Source organism: Methylorubrum sp. SL192 (genome assembly GCF_026672325.1).
GTDB classification, from domain to species: domain Bacteria; phylum Pseudomonadota; class Alphaproteobacteria; order Rhizobiales; family Beijerinckiaceae; genus Methylobacterium; species Methylobacterium extorquens.
This window is the reverse complement of the sequence record NZ_JAPPQV010000003.1, coordinates 4,940,001-4,955,000: the sequence shown is the minus strand read 5'-3', so window position 1 is coordinate 4,955,000 and position 15,000 is coordinate 4,940,001. Positions and strand designations below refer to the sequence as shown.

15 protein-coding genes (1 of these 15 cut by a window edge) are annotated in these 15,000 nt (G+C 68.9%); 9 read left to right on the top strand and 6 right to left on the bottom strand.

The features are described from left to right. Positions 1-1,183 carry the 3' portion of an ABC1 kinase family protein gene (locus OVA30_RS24045; RefSeq protein ID WP_003604446.1) on the top strand. The gene continues 449 nt to the left of window position 1, outside the view, so 1,183 of the gene's 1,632 nt are visible here — the last part of the coding sequence; its start codon lies beyond the left edge, outside the window; its stop codon occupies positions 1,181-1,183. Positions 1,184-1,320: 137 nt separating this feature from the next. Here the strand turns inward: OVA30_RS24045 and OVA30_RS24040 are convergent, their stop codons facing one another. From OVA30_RS24040 to OVA30_RS24030, 3 genes are all read right to left on the bottom strand, one after another. Then, positions 1,321-1,500 (bottom strand): hypothetical protein, encoded by a 180-nt coding sequence (locus tag OVA30_RS24040; protein ID WP_003604447.1) that lies wholly within the window; start codon positions 1,498-1,500, stop codon positions 1,321-1,323. An 83-nt stretch (positions 1,501-1,583) separates the two neighbouring features. Then, positions 1,584-2,576: an SDR family oxidoreductase gene (locus tag OVA30_RS24035; RefSeq protein WP_268177220.1), complete on the bottom strand. Its 993-nt coding sequence runs from the start codon at positions 2,574-2,576 to the stop codon at positions 1,584-1,586. 67 nt (positions 2,577-2,643) lie between these two features. Then, positions 2,644-3,501, bottom strand: coding sequence for an SDR family oxidoreductase (locus OVA30_RS24030; protein WP_012605795.1), 858 nt, complete (start codon positions 3,499-3,501; stop codon positions 2,644-2,646). 175 nt (positions 3,502-3,676) lie between these two features. On the opposite strand from OVA30_RS24030, the gene OVA30_RS24025 reads away from it, so the two are divergent. The 6 genes from OVA30_RS24025 (at position 3,677) to OVA30_RS24000 (ending at position 8,599) form a co-directional block, all read left to right on the top strand. Continuing rightward, positions 3,677-4,330: an FUSC family protein gene (locus OVA30_RS24025; RefSeq protein ID WP_268177533.1), complete on the top strand. Its 654-nt coding sequence runs from the start codon at positions 3,677-3,679 to the stop codon at positions 4,328-4,330. Between the two features lie 129 nt (positions 4,331-4,459). After that, entirely contained in the window at positions 4,460-5,632 is a 1,173-nt protein-coding gene (locus OVA30_RS24020; RefSeq protein ID WP_012605793.1) for a zinc-dependent alcohol dehydrogenase, read from the top strand. 32 nt (positions 5,633-5,664) lie between these two features. After that, on the top strand, positions 5,665-6,276 hold the full coding sequence (locus tag OVA30_RS24015; RefSeq protein ID WP_268177219.1) for a cysteine hydrolase family protein: 612 nt from the start codon (positions 5,665-5,667) through the stop codon (positions 6,274-6,276). Between the two features lie 145 nt (positions 6,277-6,421). Beyond that, positions 6,422-7,432 carry an SDR family oxidoreductase gene (locus tag OVA30_RS24010; RefSeq protein WP_268177218.1) on the top strand — a complete coding sequence of 337 codons (1,011 nt, stop codon included), beginning with the start codon at positions 6,422-6,424 and terminating at the stop codon, positions 7,430-7,432. A 112-nt stretch (positions 7,433-7,544) separates the two neighbouring features. After that, entirely contained in the window at positions 7,545-7,796 is a 252-nt protein-coding gene (locus tag OVA30_RS24005) for a hypothetical protein (protein WP_003605792.1), read from the top strand. A gap of 422 nt (positions 7,797-8,218) precedes the next feature. Further along, positions 8,219-8,599 carry a hypothetical protein gene (locus OVA30_RS24000; RefSeq protein ID WP_003605789.1) on the top strand — a complete coding sequence of 127 codons (381 nt, stop codon included), beginning with the start codon at positions 8,219-8,221 and terminating at the stop codon, positions 8,597-8,599. 86 nt (positions 8,600-8,685) lie between these two features. On the opposite strand, the gene OVA30_RS23995 is transcribed toward OVA30_RS24000, so the two are convergent. The 3 genes from OVA30_RS23995 to OVA30_RS23985 all read right to left on the bottom strand — a co-directional run bounded on the left by OVA30_RS23995 (position 8,686) and on the right by OVA30_RS23985 (position 12,563). After that, a complete protein-coding gene (locus OVA30_RS23995; RefSeq protein WP_012252703.1) occupies positions 8,686-9,048 on the bottom strand; it encodes an STAS/SEC14 domain-containing protein in 363 nt (120 codons plus the stop codon). Positions 9,049-9,132: 84 nt separating this feature from the next. After that, positions 9,133-11,310 (bottom strand): primosomal protein N', encoded by a 2,178-nt coding sequence (locus OVA30_RS23990; protein WP_268177217.1) that lies wholly within the window; start codon positions 11,308-11,310, stop codon positions 9,133-9,135. 83 nt (positions 11,311-11,393) lie between these two features. Beyond that, complete coding sequence (locus tag OVA30_RS23985; RefSeq protein ID WP_268177216.1) at positions 11,394-12,563, bottom strand: MFS transporter; 1,170 nt, start codon at positions 12,561-12,563, stop codon at positions 11,394-11,396. 242 nt (positions 12,564-12,805) lie between these two features. Between OVA30_RS23985 and OVA30_RS23980 the strand changes: the two genes are divergently transcribed. Together OVA30_RS23980 and OVA30_RS23975 are read left to right on the top strand one after the other, a co-directional pair. Next, positions 12,806-13,471, top strand: coding sequence for an esterase/lipase family protein (locus OVA30_RS23980; RefSeq protein WP_268177215.1), 666 nt, complete (start codon positions 12,806-12,808; stop codon positions 13,469-13,471). Between the two features lie 251 nt (positions 13,472-13,722). Continuing rightward, positions 13,723-14,892, top strand: coding sequence for a complex I NDUFA9 subunit family protein (locus OVA30_RS23975; protein ID WP_003606587.1), 1,170 nt, complete (start codon positions 13,723-13,725; stop codon positions 14,890-14,892). The last annotated feature ends 108 nt before the right edge of the window (positions 14,893-15,000 follow it).

Genomic DNA, 15,000 nt, shown 5'->3' with positions numbered 1-15,000 from the left:
GGTTGTGGTCAAGGTTCTGCGGCCGGGGCTGCGGAAGATCATCGAGGCGGATCTGCGGCTGATGGCGCACGGCGCCCGCATCGTCGAGTCCGAGTGGCCGGAGATGGCCCGCTACCAGCCTCAAGAGCAGATGCGCCACCTCGCCAACGGCCTCAACGGCGAGCTCGATCTGCTCAACGAGGCCCGCAACTGCGAGATGATCGCCGAGATCTTCGCCGGACGGGACGACATCGTCATCCCGAAGATTTTCTGGGAGTGGTGCTCCGAGCGGGTGCTCGTCCAGGAGTTCATCCACGGCATCTCGCCGAACGATGCCGCCGCGCTGCGGACGATGGGAGCGGACAAGAAGGCGCTGGCGCAGAAGGGCTGCGACGCTTTCCTGCGCATGGCGCTGATCGAAGGCGTGTTCCACGCCGACCCGCATCCCGGCAACCTGCTGATCCTGCCCGGCAACCGGATCGGCTTCATCGATTTTGGCATCGTCGGGCGTCTGTCGCAGAAGCGGCGCCAGCAGCTCCTCGTCCTGATCGGCGCCATGCTCAAGCAGGATGTCGATGGCCTGATGGCCACGCTCCTCGATTGGACCGGCACCTCGAATCCGGACCTGAGCAAGCTGGAACAGTCCGCCCAGAACTTCGTGCAGGCCCATTCCTCGATCCCGCTCAATCTCGGGCTCGTGCTCACCGACTTCATGACCATGGCCCGCGAGAACGATCTCGCGATGCCGACCGATCTGGCGATCCTGTTCAAAGGGCTCGTCACCGCCGACGGCGTCATGCGCCAGCTCGACCCCGCTTTCGACCTGTTCGCCGCCGCCGGCCCGACCGTGCGGGCGAGCATGCGCTCGCAATTCTCGCTGCGCGGCCTGATGCGTAAGGCGGAATCGCTCGGTACCGGCCTCTACGGCGCGGCCTCCGAACTGCCGACGCTGATCCATCTCATGCTGGTGCGCCTCAAGCAGGGGCGCGTCACCGTCGAGATCGAGCTGAAGGGAATGGACAAGCTCGTGCGGGGCATCGAGCGGGGGGCCGCTCGGGTCGCCGTCGGCCTCGTCGTGGCGGCCTTCGCGACGCAGCTCGCGCCGCGGCTCATTGATCTCGGCACGCCGGCCTTCGTCATCATCGGGATGACGGTGGCGGTGCTCGGGATCGGCTGGCTGGTGTTGCTGAGCCGCGATCGCTGAGGTCGATCGGACGGGGCCGGGTGCTCTGAACGGACGGCCCGCCTCACATTGAAGGGCGCCGTGAATTCCGAGACGGATGGGCGCGCGGCCGCCGCCCGGGAGGGCGGGGCCGGTGCTGTCGCGGGGGAAGTCTCGTCTCAGGCGCGGATGACGGGCTTGGCCTTGAGGGCGGCGGCCAGCGCCTTGAGCTGGCGGTCGAGATCGGCCAGTTCGTTCAGGGCGATGGTCTTGTGCCCCGCTTTCACCGCGCGCTCGATGTCGCTGACCTGCGAGGAGGCCATGCGCTTCAATTCAATCGCGAGTTGGTCCCTGGTCATCGGCGCTCCTTTCGTCACCAGGCTCGATGGCCCGGTGATAGGGGCTTAGGCTTAACCGGGGGTTTTCTCCGGGGCTTTCGCGTTCACCGTTTCGATCGCCGGCCACCGATCAGGCGGCCGAGGGCCAGAGCAGCCCCAATGCCGACGACGGTGATGCCGAGTCCGCTCAAGGTCGAGGCCGACGGAAGCCGTTTGCGCGCGAGCCAGCCTCCATCCGATGCGGTGCCTTCGCGGACTGGTGCGCGGAGCGCCCCGTGCGTCACCGGGGCGGGGTTGGCCCGGTCCAGGGCCCGGTTGAGAGCAAGGCCCATCAGGTGCTCGGTCGGGCCCGGCGCCAGGGCGTAGGCCGCCTGGGCGGCACGGGCAGGCCAGCCCACCGCGATCTCGTCACGGGGGTGGCGTACGACGTGGACGAGGGTCTCGGCCACCTCCTCGGGGGCGTAGAGCATTGGGCCGGGGTCGAGGGTGCGGCCGGAAACGTTGGCGCCGTGCACGAAGCCCGGCGTATCGACCATCGCCGGAAACACCGCACAGACGTGGATATGGGGCGAGCGTCGCAATTCCTGGCGCAGGCTCGCAGAGAAGCCGCGCAGGCCGAACTTGCTCGCGGTGTAGGCCGCGGCAAACGGAGCCGGCGCCCAGCCGCCGAGCGAGACCATGTTGACGAGAATGCCCCGCTGCCGCTCGAGGAAGCGGGGCAGCACGGCGTAAGCACCGTGCATCGCTCCGAACAGGTTCACCTCGACGGTGCGACGATGCAGGTCGAGCGGCGCATCCTGGAACGGGCCGAACACGCCGGTGCCGGCATTGTTGATCCAGACGTCGATGCGGCCGAACCGATCCTCCGCCGCCCGCGCCAGGGCCTCGACCGCCTGCGGATCGGTCACGTCGGTGGGTACGGCGAGCGCCGCGGAACCGTATTGGCTGCATTCCCCGGCGAGCCGTTCGAGCAATGCCCGCCGCCGTGCGGCGACGACGACATGGGCACCGGCTCGCGCGAAGGCGAGGGCCCCGGCACGCCCGATGCCGCTCGAAGCACCGGTGATGACGACGACGGCTCCGTGAAGGTTTTTCAAAGCGGGCTCCCGGCCAAGGCGTCCCGCCCCAGAGGGCCGGACGCATCCGTTCTGAATTTTTGCGAAATCAGATGATCGGCTTGCCGCCCGTCACCGCCACCGTGGCACCGGAGACATAGCTCGACTCGTCGGAGGCCAGCATCACGTAGACCGGCGCGAGCTCCTTCGGCTGACCCGGCCGCTTCATCGGCACCTGCGAGCCGAATTGCTTCACCTTCTCGGCTGGCATGGTCGAGGGGATCAGCGGCGTCCAGATCGGGCCCGGGGCGACGCAGTTCACGCGGATGCCCCTCTCGGCCAGCATCTGCGCGAGGCCGCCGGTGTAGTTCTGGATCGCACCCTTGGTGGTGGCGTAGGCCAGCAGCTGCGGGCTCGGCGTGTCGGCGTTGACGGAGGTCGTGTTGATGATGGCCGAACCCTCGCGCATGTGCGGCAGCACGGCCTTGGTCAGGTAGAACATGGCGTGGATGTTGACCTGGAACGTCTTCTCCCACTCCTCGTCCGAGATCTCCTCCGGATCGTTGAAGGTCGCCTGATGCGCGGCATTGTTCACGAGGATATCGACGCGCCCGAAAGCTTCGGCCGCTTGATCGACGATGCGCTTGCAATGGGCGGCATCGCCGATATTGCCCGGCACCAGCACGGCTTTACGGCCGGCTTCCTCGATCAGACGGCGTGTCTCGGCGGCGTCCTCCTCCTCATCGAGATAGGAGATGAGCACGTCGGCGCCTTCGCGGGCATAGGCCAGCGCGACGGCACGGCCGATCCCGGAATCACCACCGGTGATGATCGCCTTCTTGCCCTCCAGGCGGCCGGAACCCTTGTAGCTCGTCTCGCCGTGGTCGGGCTTCGGATTCATGGCGTTGGTCGCGCCGGGCATCGGCTGCGGTTGGTCGGGAAAAGGCGGCTTCGGAAAGGATTCCATCGACCTTGCTCCGGTGCTGTCGGCTGTGAGGGATGCCCGGACAACCCCGCCGCGCGAGTCGGGTTCGGCCGAATCGTCGCGCACCGCACCTGTGTTCCGCCGGCATCCGTGCGCGTTGATGTGTTCGCTCGCCCTCTAGGCCGGGCGAGGATCGTCAGGCTTGAAGGGAGAACGGATGCGGGCCGAGCGGGCTTTACGCCGTGAACAGGGAGAGGATGCGGTGGAGCGTGCCGCTGCGGATGTCGTGCGGGCGGAGGCCGCCGTCGAGGAGACGCGCCGGGCCGACCGCGATACCAGCCGCATCCGCTGGCTGCGGGATCAAGTCACGCGGCTGCGCAAGCGCCTGCCGCTGCGGCGCCGCTTCTCCGGCGGGCTCGCGCATGGTGTGATGTCGGCGGTCGCCGCCATCGTCGCTTATCTGCCGACGCAGGTGCTCGGCCTGCGCGAGGGATTCTGGGCGGCGATCACGGCGGTCGCCGTCGCGCAGACCGAGTTCGGCGCGACCCGCTCCACGGCCCGCGACCAGTTCAGCGGCGCCGCGATCGGCGGCCTGATCGGGCTCGCCGCCTACCTGACCCTGGGACCGTCCCTGCCGACCTACGCGGCCACGGTCGTGCTCGCGATCCTCGCCTGCTGGCTCGTCAACGTGGCGAGTGCCTGCCGGCTGGCCGGGATCACCGCCACCATCATCCTGCTGGTGCCGCATCTCGGGCCGGTGGAGCGGATGGCGGGGTCGCGGGTGCTGGAAGTCGGCTGGGGCGTCTGCGTGGCGATCGGCACGGTCTGGCTCGTGACCCGTCTGAACCGCAGACTCGGGATCAAGCTCTGACGCCGGCCGGCTGCCGGAGCGTCTGAACGGCGTCCGCAGAAAAGTCGGGTGGGAACTTGGCCGTACGCAGCGGGGGTTCCTGAGCGGATGCCCTGAGTGGCACCGCCTTCCACGCTTCGAGGACGTTTGATGAAAGCACTGTGCTGGCACGGCAAGGGTGACATTCGCTGTGACACGGTGCCGGATCCCTCGATCGAGGATTCCCGCGACGTCATCATCAAAGTGACCTCCTGCGCGATCTGCGGCTCCGACCTCCACCTGATGGACGGACAGATGCCGACGATGAAGTCGGGCGACGTGCTCGGCCACGAATTCATGGGCGAGGTGGTCGAGACCGCGCCGGGCTTCACCAAGTTCAAGAAGGGCGATCGCATCGTCGTGCCCTTCAACATCAATTGCGGCGAGTGCCGCCAGTGCAAGCTCGGCAACTATTCCGTCTGCCAGCGCTCGAACCGCAACGCCGAGATGGCCGCTGCGCAGTTCGGCTTCACCACTGCCGGCCTGTTCGGCTACTCGCACATCACCGGCGGCTATGCCGGCGGGCAGGCCGAATATGTGCGCGTGCCCATGGCCGATGTGGCGCCGATGAAGGTGCCCGAGGGCATGGACGACGAATCGGTCCTGTTCCTCACCGACATTCTGCCGACCGGCTGGCAGGGCGCCGAGCATTGCGAGATCAAGGGCGGCGAAATCATCGCCGTCTGGGGCGCGGGGCCTGTCGGCCTGTTCGCGATCCAGTCGGCCAAGATTATGGGCGCCGAGCGGATCATCGCTATCGACACGGTGCCCGAGCGTCTCGCGCTCGCCCGGAAATACGGCGCGACCGACATCATCGACTTCGCCAAGGAGGACGTGTTCGAGCGCATCAAGGAGATCAGCCGGGGCGAGGGCGCCGACGGCGTCATCGACTGCGTCGGCATGGAAGCCAGCGCCGGCCACGGCCTCTCTAGCGTGATCTCGACGCTGCAGGAGAAGCTGACCTCGACCGAGCGGCCTTACGCCCTGATGGAAGCGATCCGCGCGGTGCGGCCCTGCGGCATCGTCTCGGTGCCCGGCGTCTACGGTGGGCCCATCCCCGTCAACATGGGGGCGATCGTCCAGAAGGGCCTGACCCTCAAGAGCGGTCAGACGCACGTGAAGCGCTACCTCGAGCCGCTGACCAAGCTGATCCAGCAGGGCAAGTTCGACACCGCCTCGCTGATCACCCACCGCTCTGCCGACCTCGCGGACGGGCCCGACCTCTACAAGACCTTCCGCGACAAGAAGGATGGCTGCGTCAAGGTCGTCTTCCACCCGAACTAAAAGCACAAAGAAGAAAGGTCTCGGAGCGAGCCATGGCGCGCAAAGACGGTTTGAAATTCGGCGATCTCGGCCCGCGTGCCGCCCATCTCTGCGTCGACGCGCAGCGGATGTTCTCCGAGGAGACCGACTGGCACACGCCCTGGCTCGCCCGCATCCTGCCGAACATCGAGCGCATCGCCGCCGCCCATCCGGAGCGGACCGTGTTCACCCGCTTCGTGCCGCTCCGTTCGCCCGAGGAGGGTCGGGGAGCGTGGCGGCGCTACTACGAGCACTGGCCCAAGATGACGCTGGAAGCGCTCGGACCCGAGATGGTCGATCTGGTGCCGAGCGTGACCCGTTTCGTGCCGCCGGCCAAGGTGGTCGACAAGCTGGTCTACTCGCCCTGGCTGAAGCCCGAACTGGCCGGTTTGCTGGAGGCGGAGGCGATCGGCACCCTCGTGGTGACGGGTGGCGAGACCGATGTCTGCGTGCTGGCCACCATCCTCGGCGCGGTCGATCGCGGCTATCGGGTGATCGTCGCCTGCGATGCGGTGTGCTCGTCCGCCGACCAGACCTACGACGCGATGATGTTCCTCTACCAGAGCCGCTTCGGCGAGCAGATCGAAACGGCCTCGACCGACGAGATCCTGGGCGCGTGGTCCTGATCGCCGATTGAGGCGCCCGGCCGTTCCGAGGCGGCCGAAACTGGGCCGCTGGCGGCCGGGTTCACTCCTGACAGGCTCCGAGACCACGCTGCACCCTGCAGGACCCGGCCGCCTCCCTCATCCGATGTGATCCCAGGAGATGCGCATGCCGAGCGCCCCCAAGAAGCCGCTCGACCAGCAGGTCATCGTCATCACCGGTGCGTCCAGCGGCATCGGATTGGCGACCGCCCGCATGGCCGCGGCACGCGGCGCGCGCGTCGTGCTCGCTGCCCGCAACGGGGAGGCGCTGGCCGAGATCCAGGCGGAGATCGAACGGCATGGCGGCGCGGCGATTCACGTCGTCACCGACGTCTCGGAGCGGGTGCAGGTCGAGGCCCTGGCCCGGACGGCGATCGACCGCTACGGCCGCATCGACACCTGGGTGAACGATGCCGGCCTCTCCATCATCGGTCGGCTCGAAGAGATCGAGGACAGCGACCACCGCCGCCTGTTCGACGTCAACTTCTGGGGCGTGGTCTACGGATCGCTCGTGGCGCTGCCGCATCTGAAGGAGAGCGGCGGCACGCTGATCAACCTCGGCAGCGTCGCCTCCGACGTCGCCTTCCCGCTCCAGGGTATGTACAGCGCGAGCAAGCACGCCATCAAAGGCTTTACCGATTCCCTGCGCATCGAGCTGAAGGAGGAGGGCGCGCCGGTCGCGGTCACCCTCATCAAGCCGGCGGCGATCGACACGCCCTTTCCGGCCCATGCCCGCAACTACACCGACCGCGAGCCGAAGCTACCGCCGCCGGTCTACCGCACCGAAGAGGTCGCCGAGGCGATCCTCCATGCGGCGGTGCATCCCCGCCGCGACATCTATGTCGGCGGCGGCGGCCGGATCATGAGCGCGGCCCAAGCGGTGGCGCCGCGCGTCTTCGATGCGGTCGGAAGCGGTATGGCCGGCCTGCAGATGCGCGAGGAGCCACCCCGCCGCCCCGAGGGATCGCTCTATCAGGCGGGCGTCGGTGGCCAGACCGCCGGAAGCCATCCCGGCTACGTCATGCGCCGCAGCCTCTATACCCGCGGCACGCTCCATCCGCTCACGACGGCGGCGGTGGTCGCTGGCGTCGGGCTCGCCGCGGCGGCGAGCCTGCTCGGCGGCACCCGCCACCGCTGATTCCCGCGCGCGGACGGCCCCTCGTTTCGACACGCGCTCCGCCGAACCGGCATTCATCTCGGCGGAGCGCACCACAGCCCAACCCGATGAATGCCCCCGAAACGGATTCGACGTGGCGAACCTGGACACCACCCTGGATATCTTCTCGGCGCTGCTCGCATCCGAGCAACCGGTTCCGGTCGCCGAGGCCGACGAGGCGATCTGGGCCTATCTCGCCGCGTTCGGCGGTCTCGATGCGCAGGTGCGGGCCCTCGACCGGCTCGTGGAGGGCGTGGCCGGTCTCGACGCCACCTCCACCTTCATGCCGAGCCTGCGCGACGCCCTCGATCGCCACCGGGCGCGCCTCGCCGAACCGTCTGCCTGACGGCCCTTCTCGGAACAGCTTTCGCCAGTTGCGAGGCCAGCCCCTCGCACCGGCGTTCAATCGGGCTGGCCGCCCGTTTGAGGGCGCGCCGCACTCCTGCACCGATTAGGCAGCGGGGTTCGACCCCTTCGCGTGCATGGGCCCGGCTATCCCTGCATCTCAAGAACGCGTGCCCGCAGTCTTTAAGGCTGCGCTTGCAACACGGTGGTGCATAAAAAGCGCGAATGGCGACGCTTCTGTTTTGGAGGCACGTCGATCGTCGGGCGAACAGCCGTGGTTTGCTGTCAGGAACAATCATTCGTTGGCGTCATATTATCGCCTCTTGTTTCGCTAGAGTGCAGACATCTCACAGATCGACGGTACGGACAGCGCAGGCGACGGCGCACCGTGCGCCTCACCCGCGTCGCTGAGTTGGATACTGCATGCTCAAGTTCGCCCTCACCGCTGCTCTGGCCGCCGTGCTTGCCTCGCCGGCGATGGCGGGAGATTTCGATGGGACGTGGTCGGTCCAACTCGTGACTGAAAGCGGCATGTGTGACGCCCAATACAGCTACACCCTGGCCGTACGGGATGGACAGGTCCGCCCGGTCACGACGGTGGCTTCCGGCGGCACCACGGTGAGCGGCCGTGTCGGGGCCGATGGGGGTGTCGGCCTGAACGTCGCGGCTTCGGCCGCGAACGGGACCGCCTCGGGCCGGCTCCAGGCCCGCTCGGGCTCCGGCACGTGGCGCGTCTCCGGCGGCCTGTGCACCGGCCGTTGGGTCGCCAAGCGCCACACGCTCCGGACCGCGCTCGCCGAGTAACCTGATCGTCTGTTGTTCGAAAAAGGGGCGAGCCCGTAAGGCTCGCCCCTTTTTCGTGCGTTCGTACGGGAGCGGTCCGTACCGCGTCAGGCGGCCGCTTCGAGCCAAGTCCGCGCCTCGCTGATGCGGGCGCGCTCGAACACCTTGATCTGCACCGGCGAGACGAAGCCGAAGGTCTCGGCCACGGCCTTGAGCCAGGTCGCATCGGTGACGAGGGCGACGTGGCTCACGCCCTTCATCATCGAGATGCCGAAGCGCGGGTCCTTGAAGAAGGCCGCCGGCTCCATGCCCTCGAAGCTACGGATATCTTCCAGGAGTTTGATGCGGCCGCCCTTGTCGAGGTCGGCCTTCATCGCGGTCATGACCGTGTTCATCTCCTCGTCGGAGATCTTCCCATCGACGACGATCTCGGCGATGGCGGAATCGGGCTTCTTCTCATAGGTCAGCAAGGCGGGGCGCTCCTCGAATGAGCCGAGGACGAGCGCGCCGGCAGGAAACTGCGAGCGACCTCGACCGACGGCGGACGGACGCGATTATAGGAAGCTCTGCGGGTCCACGTCGATTGCGACCTTGAGGTTACCCCGCGGCTTCGGTCCGCGCGCCAGCCAATCCCGCAGATAACTCTGCACGTCGATGCCGCGCTCGGTCTTCACCAGCAGCCGGAATCGCCAGCGCCCGCGGATCAGCGCAAGCGGCGCCTCTGCCGGCCCGAGCACGGAGACGCCGGGCGGCGGTTCGGCGACGCGTGCGAGCGCCTGACCGTGCGCCTCGGCCTTCTCCCGCTCTTCCCCGGAGACGATCAGCGCCGCGAGCCGCCCGAACGGCGGAAGCCCCGCGGCCTCGCGAGCCCAGATCTCTTCCTCGTAAAAGCGGTCGGCATCCCCCGAGAGCAGGGCGGCGATGACCGGATGCTCGGGCTGGTAGGTCTGCACCAGGGCGCGTCCCGGCCGCTCGCCGCGCCCCGCACGCCCCGTCACCTGCTGCAGGAGCTGGAAGGTGCGCTCGGCCGCGCGCGGATCGCCCGAAGTGAGACCGATATCGGCGTCGAGCACCCCGACGAGGGTCAGGTGCGGGAAGTTGTGGCCCTTGGCCACGAGCTGTGTGCCGACGACGATGTCGCAATCGCCCGCCGCCACCGTTTCCAGTTCCTGGCGCAGCCGCTCGGCGCCGCCGGGAAAGTCGCTCGACAGCACGACGATGCGCTGCTCGGGGAACAGCTCGGTCACCTCCTCGGCGATCCGCTCGACGCCCGGCCCGCAGGGCGTGAGGTGATCGAAGGCGCCGCACTCGGTGCAGGCCTCGGGCTTGCGCTCGGCGTAGCCGCATTGGTGGCAGACCAGCGCGCGGCGGAAGCGGTGCTCCACGAGCCAGGTCGAGCAGTTGCGGCACTGGTAGCGGTGGCCGCAGGCCCGGCACAGGGTGAGCGGCGCGTAGCCCCGGCGGTTGAGGAACAGCAGCGCCTGATCGCCCGCAGCCAGCGTGCTCTTGACCGCGTTCACCATCGGCGGCGACAGGAAGCGCCCGCGCTCCGGCTTGTCGAGGCGCATGTCGATGGCCGCGATGTCGGGCATCGGCCGCCCGCCGAAGCGGCCGGGGAGCACGACGTGGCGGTAGCGCCCGCTCTGCGCGTTGACCCGCGACTCGATCGACGGCGTGGCCGAGGCGAGCACCACCGGGCAGCCCTCGATCTTGCCGCGCACCACCGCCATGTCGCGGGCGTGATAGTGGACGCCGTCCTCCTGCTTGTAGGCGGATTCGTGCTCCTCATCGACGACGATCAGGCCGAGATTCCGGAACGGCAGGAACAGGGCCGAGCGGGCGCCGACCACAACCGAGACCTCGCCCGCGGCCACACCCGCCCGCAGCCGCTCGCGGCGCTTGCCGCCGATGCCGGAATGCCAGGTCGCCGGCCGCGCCCCGAAGCGCCCGGCGAACCGGTCGAGGAATTGCGCCGTCAGCGCGATTTCCGGCATCAGCACCAGGGCCTGCCGCCCTTGCCGCACGCACTCGGCTACCGCCTCGAAATAGACCTCGGTCTTGCCCGAGCCGGTGACGCCTTCGAGGAGGATCGTCTCACCAGTCGCAGCATCGGCGGGGGAAAGGGCGTCGGCGATCAACGCGTGCGCCGCCTCCGCCTGCGCATCCGACAGCGGCACCCGCGGATGGTCCGGGTCAGGCGGCAGCGCCACGGGCTCGGGCATCAGCGCCACGGTCTCCAGCGCGCCGTCATCGATCAGTCCATCGACCACGCTGAGCGAGACCCCGGCCTCCTTGGCGAGCGCGCTCTTGCCCCGCACCGCGTTGTCGGCGGCGACAGCCATCACCTTGCCGCGGGCGACCGTCTGCCGGGTCGGCGGCTTGCCGGCGGCGCGCACGCCGACCCGCGGCGCCTCGTTGCGGGCGGTCTCGTCGGGCAGGCGCAGGGCCATGGCGAGCGCCGAACCCTTCGGCGCCAGGGTGTAGCGCGCGAGCCAATCGACCAGCTTGCGCAGAGAATCCGAGAGCGGCGGCGCCTCGACCTTGCCCGTCACCGGCCGCAGGTTTCCCCCCGAGGCCCGCTCGTCGAGCCCCCAGACCACGCCGATCGTCTCGCGCGGACCCAACGGCACCTGCACGATGTCGCCCTCGGCGAGGGTCAGCCCGGCCGGCACCGCGTAGCTGTAGGCGGTGTCGAGCGCGAGCGGGATCAGGATTTCGGCGACGGCAGGCATGGAATCACGAGAAGGGAATCACGAGAGCAGTCTGATTTGTTCTATATATGTTCCGCTCCGCGAAGGCGAATGCGGCTCGCCCCTTATCGGATGTCCGAGAGCCCCCGCGCAACGGGAACGGCCGACAGGCTCACCGCGGCCATCACCCAGAACCCTTTCGTGCCGACATGATCGTAGAGCGAGCCCGAGAGCAGCAGCATCAGCGCGGAGGCGAGCCCGAGCCCGAAGGTGCCGTAGACTGTCAGCGCCGTCGCCCGGCGTTGCTCCGGCACGGTCTCCACGATCAGCCGCAGGCAGGCGAGATGCAGGAGCGCGAAGGTCAGCCCGTGCAGCGCTTGGATCAGGACGAGGCCGGGCAGCCAGGAGGTCTGCGCCTGCACGGCCCAGCGCAACGCTCCGGCAAGCGCCGCGAGCGCCAGGGCCCGATCCGGCCCGATCCGCGCCAGGAGCCGCGGCCCGAGCCAGAGGAACACCATCACCTCGGCCAGGACCGCTTCCGCCCAGAGCAGGCCCGCCACCCGCGGCCCGATTCCCGCCGCCTGCCAGACGATGACCGCGAAGGCGTCGTGCATCGCATGCGCGCCGATCACCAGCGCGGCGGCCAGGACGAGCCGGCGGAAGCGCGCATCCGCGGCAAGCGCCGCGAACCCGCCGCCCGCGTCCTCGGCCGGCATCGCGGGCCCGGCATTCCGCGCGAGGCGCAATGTCAGCGCGGCCCCGGCGGCGAACAGGACGCCGCAGGCCAGAGGACCGGCGCCGTAGCCGAAGATCCCGATGATGGAGCCGGCGAGAACGGTGGTTGCGATGAAGGCGGCCGAGCCGGCGCCGCGAATGCAGCCGTAGACGGCTCCGTCACGACTGCCGGCGAGCGCCACCGTATCAGCCAGCGGCGCGAGCGGCGCGGTCGCCGCCGCCTGGGCGAGGGCGACGGCGAACAGCACGAAGGAGCCGTGACCCCCGAGGAAAGCCAGGGTCAGCACCGCCGAGAGGGCAAGTGCTCCGGCCAGGAAGGCCCGAACGGCGCCGTGCCGGTCGGCAAGCCGCCCGGTCAGCGGCCCGGCGGCAAGCCGCACCAGCATCGCGGCGGAGAGCAACGTTCCGATTTCGCTCGGTCCCAATCCCCGCGTTTCGAGGAACGCGGGCAGGAAGGGTGAGAGCGCACCATAGGCGCCGTAGAGCGTGGCAAAGAGCAGGAGGAGGCGGCCCGAACCGGTTCGCTCGTCTCGCTCCGTGGCTTCCTCCGTCGCCGACACCCCACACGCCTCGCTGCGAATCCCTGCGGCGACCCTGCCAGGGAATGCCCGCGGATCGAAGTGCGGCAGGCCGCACTCTGCCTGTATCGACGGCTGATCCGCCGTTGCCCCATAAGCGTGAACACGCAGAGTTCGTCGGGAGCATTGCGTGTCTCTTCATCCATGCGTCGAAAAAATTTGACGATGACCGCTCTCCTCTGCACCGCATTCGCCGACACGACGCTCGCGATGGCCCTGCGGCCATGAGCGGAACGAGCGCCGACGGGACCGAAGGTGTTCTCCTGCTGCACGGCATCGCCCGCCGGGCCGCCTCGCTGCGCCCGTTGGAGCGCCGGCTGACACGCGCCGGCTACGTCACCCTCAACCTCGATTATCCGGCACGGCGGCTCGGACTCGCCGAAATTGCCGAAGCGATTGCACCGACGGTCGCAGCCTTCGGTGAGGACGTGACGCGCCTTCACATCGTCACCCATTCCATGGGCGGCCTCGTCGCCCGCGTGCTCCTGGCCCGGCACCGGCCGGACAACCTCGGCCGCGTGGTGATGCTGGGTCCGCCCAATGGCGGCAGCGAAATCGCCGATGCGCTGCACCGCTTCGCGGCCTACCGCCGCTTCTTCGGCCCGGCCGGTGCCGAACTCGGCACGGAGCGCGGGGCAGCGCAGGCGCGCCTCTTCGGCCGGGTCGATTACCCGCTCGGCATCATCGCCGGCAGCCGCAGCCTCTACCCTCTGGGCTCGCTGCTGCTGCCGGGGCCGAACGACGGACGCGTCACCGTCGCGCGCACCCGCCTCGACGGGATGACCGATCACATCGTGCTGCCGGCCGCGCACCCGACGATGATGTGGAACCGCCGCTTGGCCGCCGAGACCCTGCATTTCCTGCGCGAGGGGCGCTTCAGCGGCCGATGAAGGATTGCGCCGCAGGTCGCCCAAGGGGCGCCTAAGGATCACCCAAGACTCGGTCAGGAGAACGAGCCGGCAACCACCTCTTGGAACGATGCGCGATCCGTTCCATTTTCCTCAAGCCGGCAGGCTGCTCTCGCCTTCAAACTGGTCTAAGGAGCGTGCTGCCGACGGTCGCGCTCCGGGGCTCGTCGGCCGTGTGCGGTCATGCCGCCCGTCTCGACGTGTCACCCGAGATAAAGGGGCCTCCATCGGCCATGAGCAGCCTCGTCACCGCGCCCGGCGCGACCACCCGCCCGCAATCGCAGCTCGTGACCGTGTTCGGCGGTTCCGGCTTCCTCGGGCGCCACGTGGTGCGGGCCCTGGCAAAGCGCGGTTATCGAATTCGCGTCGCCGTGCGCCGGCCCGATCTCGCCCTGTTCCTGCAACCGCTCGGCAAGGTCGGTCAGATCGTCGGCGTCCAGGCCAATCTTCGCTATCCCGACTCGATCCGCCGCGCGGTCGAGCATTCGGATATCGTCATCAACCTCGTCGGCATCCTGCAGGAATCGGGCAGCCAGCGCTTCTCGAAGCTCCAGACGGAAGGAGCTGGCGAGATTGCCCGAGCCGCCGCGGCGGTCGGGGCGAAGCTGGTCCATGTCTCGGCGCTGGGCGCGGACCCGGATTCACCCTCGCTCTACGCCCGCTCCAAGGCGCTCGGCGAGGCCGAGGTGCTGCGCGCCTCTCCCGATGCCGTGATTTTTCGTCCCTCGCTGGTCTTCGGACCCGGCGACGGCTTCTTCAACCGCTTCGCCTCGCTCGCGACCTTCCTGCCGGCCCTGCCGCTCGCCGGTGCGCAGACCCGCTTCCAGCCGGTCTTCGTCGGCGATGTCGCCGAAGCGATCGCCCGCGCGGTCGATGGGTTGGCGCCCGGCGGCCGGGTCTACGAGCTCGGCGGGCCGGAGGTGAATACGCTCGAATACTTCGTGCGCTACATGCTCGAGGTGACGATGCGCCGACGCGCCGTGCTCGACCTTCCGGAGCCGGTGGCGCGCCTGCAGGCGCGGGTGATCGAGATCGCCGATACGCTGACCCTCGGTCTGCTTCCGGCCAACCTCAAACTGACGCGCGATCAGGTCGCCCTGCTGCAGGTCGACAACGTCGTCTCGGATGCCGCGAAGGCGGAGGGGCGCACCATCGAGGCGCTCGGCATCGTGCCGACGGCGGTCGAGGCTGTCGTGCCCGGTTATCTCTGGCGGTTCCGCAAGGCGGGGCAGTTCGCGCAAGGGCGCGGCACCGAAGCGCAAGCCGGTGTGCCCGATCTCCTGGCTCCGCACAGCGAGTCGACCCAGTCAACGCATCGCCCCGGTCGCGCCAGCGGCCCGGCGATTGGCCAGCAGGCCGCCGGTCAAAACCGTGAGGGCGTTCGCTGGGGGACGCGCGGCTGAAAGGGGGGGCACTCCGCTCACGGAGTGCCCCACGGACGCGGCAGGCGGGCTCCGTAACGGCCCTTCTCGTATTTTCCGCGGTTTTCCGATTGACGCCCTGCCTGGCCA

Excerpts from the sequence above, each read along its gene's own strand:
- OVA30_RS24040 (WP_003604447.1), bottom strand. The coding sequence starts at position 1,500 with ATGACCAGGGACCAACTCGCGATTGAATTGAAGCGCATGGCCTCCTCG.
- OVA30_RS24030 (WP_012605795.1), bottom strand. The coding sequence starts at position 3,501 with ATGGAATCCTTTCCGAAGCCGCCTTTTCCCGACCAACCGCAGCCGATG.
- OVA30_RS24025 (WP_268177533.1), top strand. The coding sequence starts at position 3,677 with ATGCGGGCCGAGCGGGCTTTACGCCGTGAACAGGGAGAGGATGCGGTG.
- OVA30_RS24020 (WP_012605793.1), top strand. The coding sequence starts at position 4,460 with ATGAAAGCACTGTGCTGGCACGGCAAGGGTGACATTCGCTGTGACACG.
- OVA30_RS24015 (WP_268177219.1), top strand. The coding sequence starts at position 5,665 with ATGGCGCGCAAAGACGGTTTGAAATTCGGCGATCTCGGCCCGCGTGCC.
- OVA30_RS24010 (WP_268177218.1), top strand. The coding sequence starts at position 6,422 with ATGCCGAGCGCCCCCAAGAAGCCGCTCGACCAGCAGGTCATCGTCATC.
- OVA30_RS24000 (WP_003605789.1), top strand. The coding sequence starts at position 8,219 with ATGCTCAAGTTCGCCCTCACCGCTGCTCTGGCCGCCGTGCTTGCCTCG.
- OVA30_RS23990 (WP_268177217.1), bottom strand. The coding sequence starts at position 11,310 with ATGCCTGCCGTCGCCGAAATCCTGATCCCGCTCGCGCTCGACACCGCC.
- OVA30_RS23980 (WP_268177215.1), top strand. The coding sequence starts at position 12,806 with ATGAGCGGAACGAGCGCCGACGGGACCGAAGGTGTTCTCCTGCTGCAC.
- OVA30_RS23975 (WP_003606587.1), top strand. The coding sequence starts at position 13,723 with ATGAGCAGCCTCGTCACCGCGCCCGGCGCGACCACCCGCCCGCAATCG.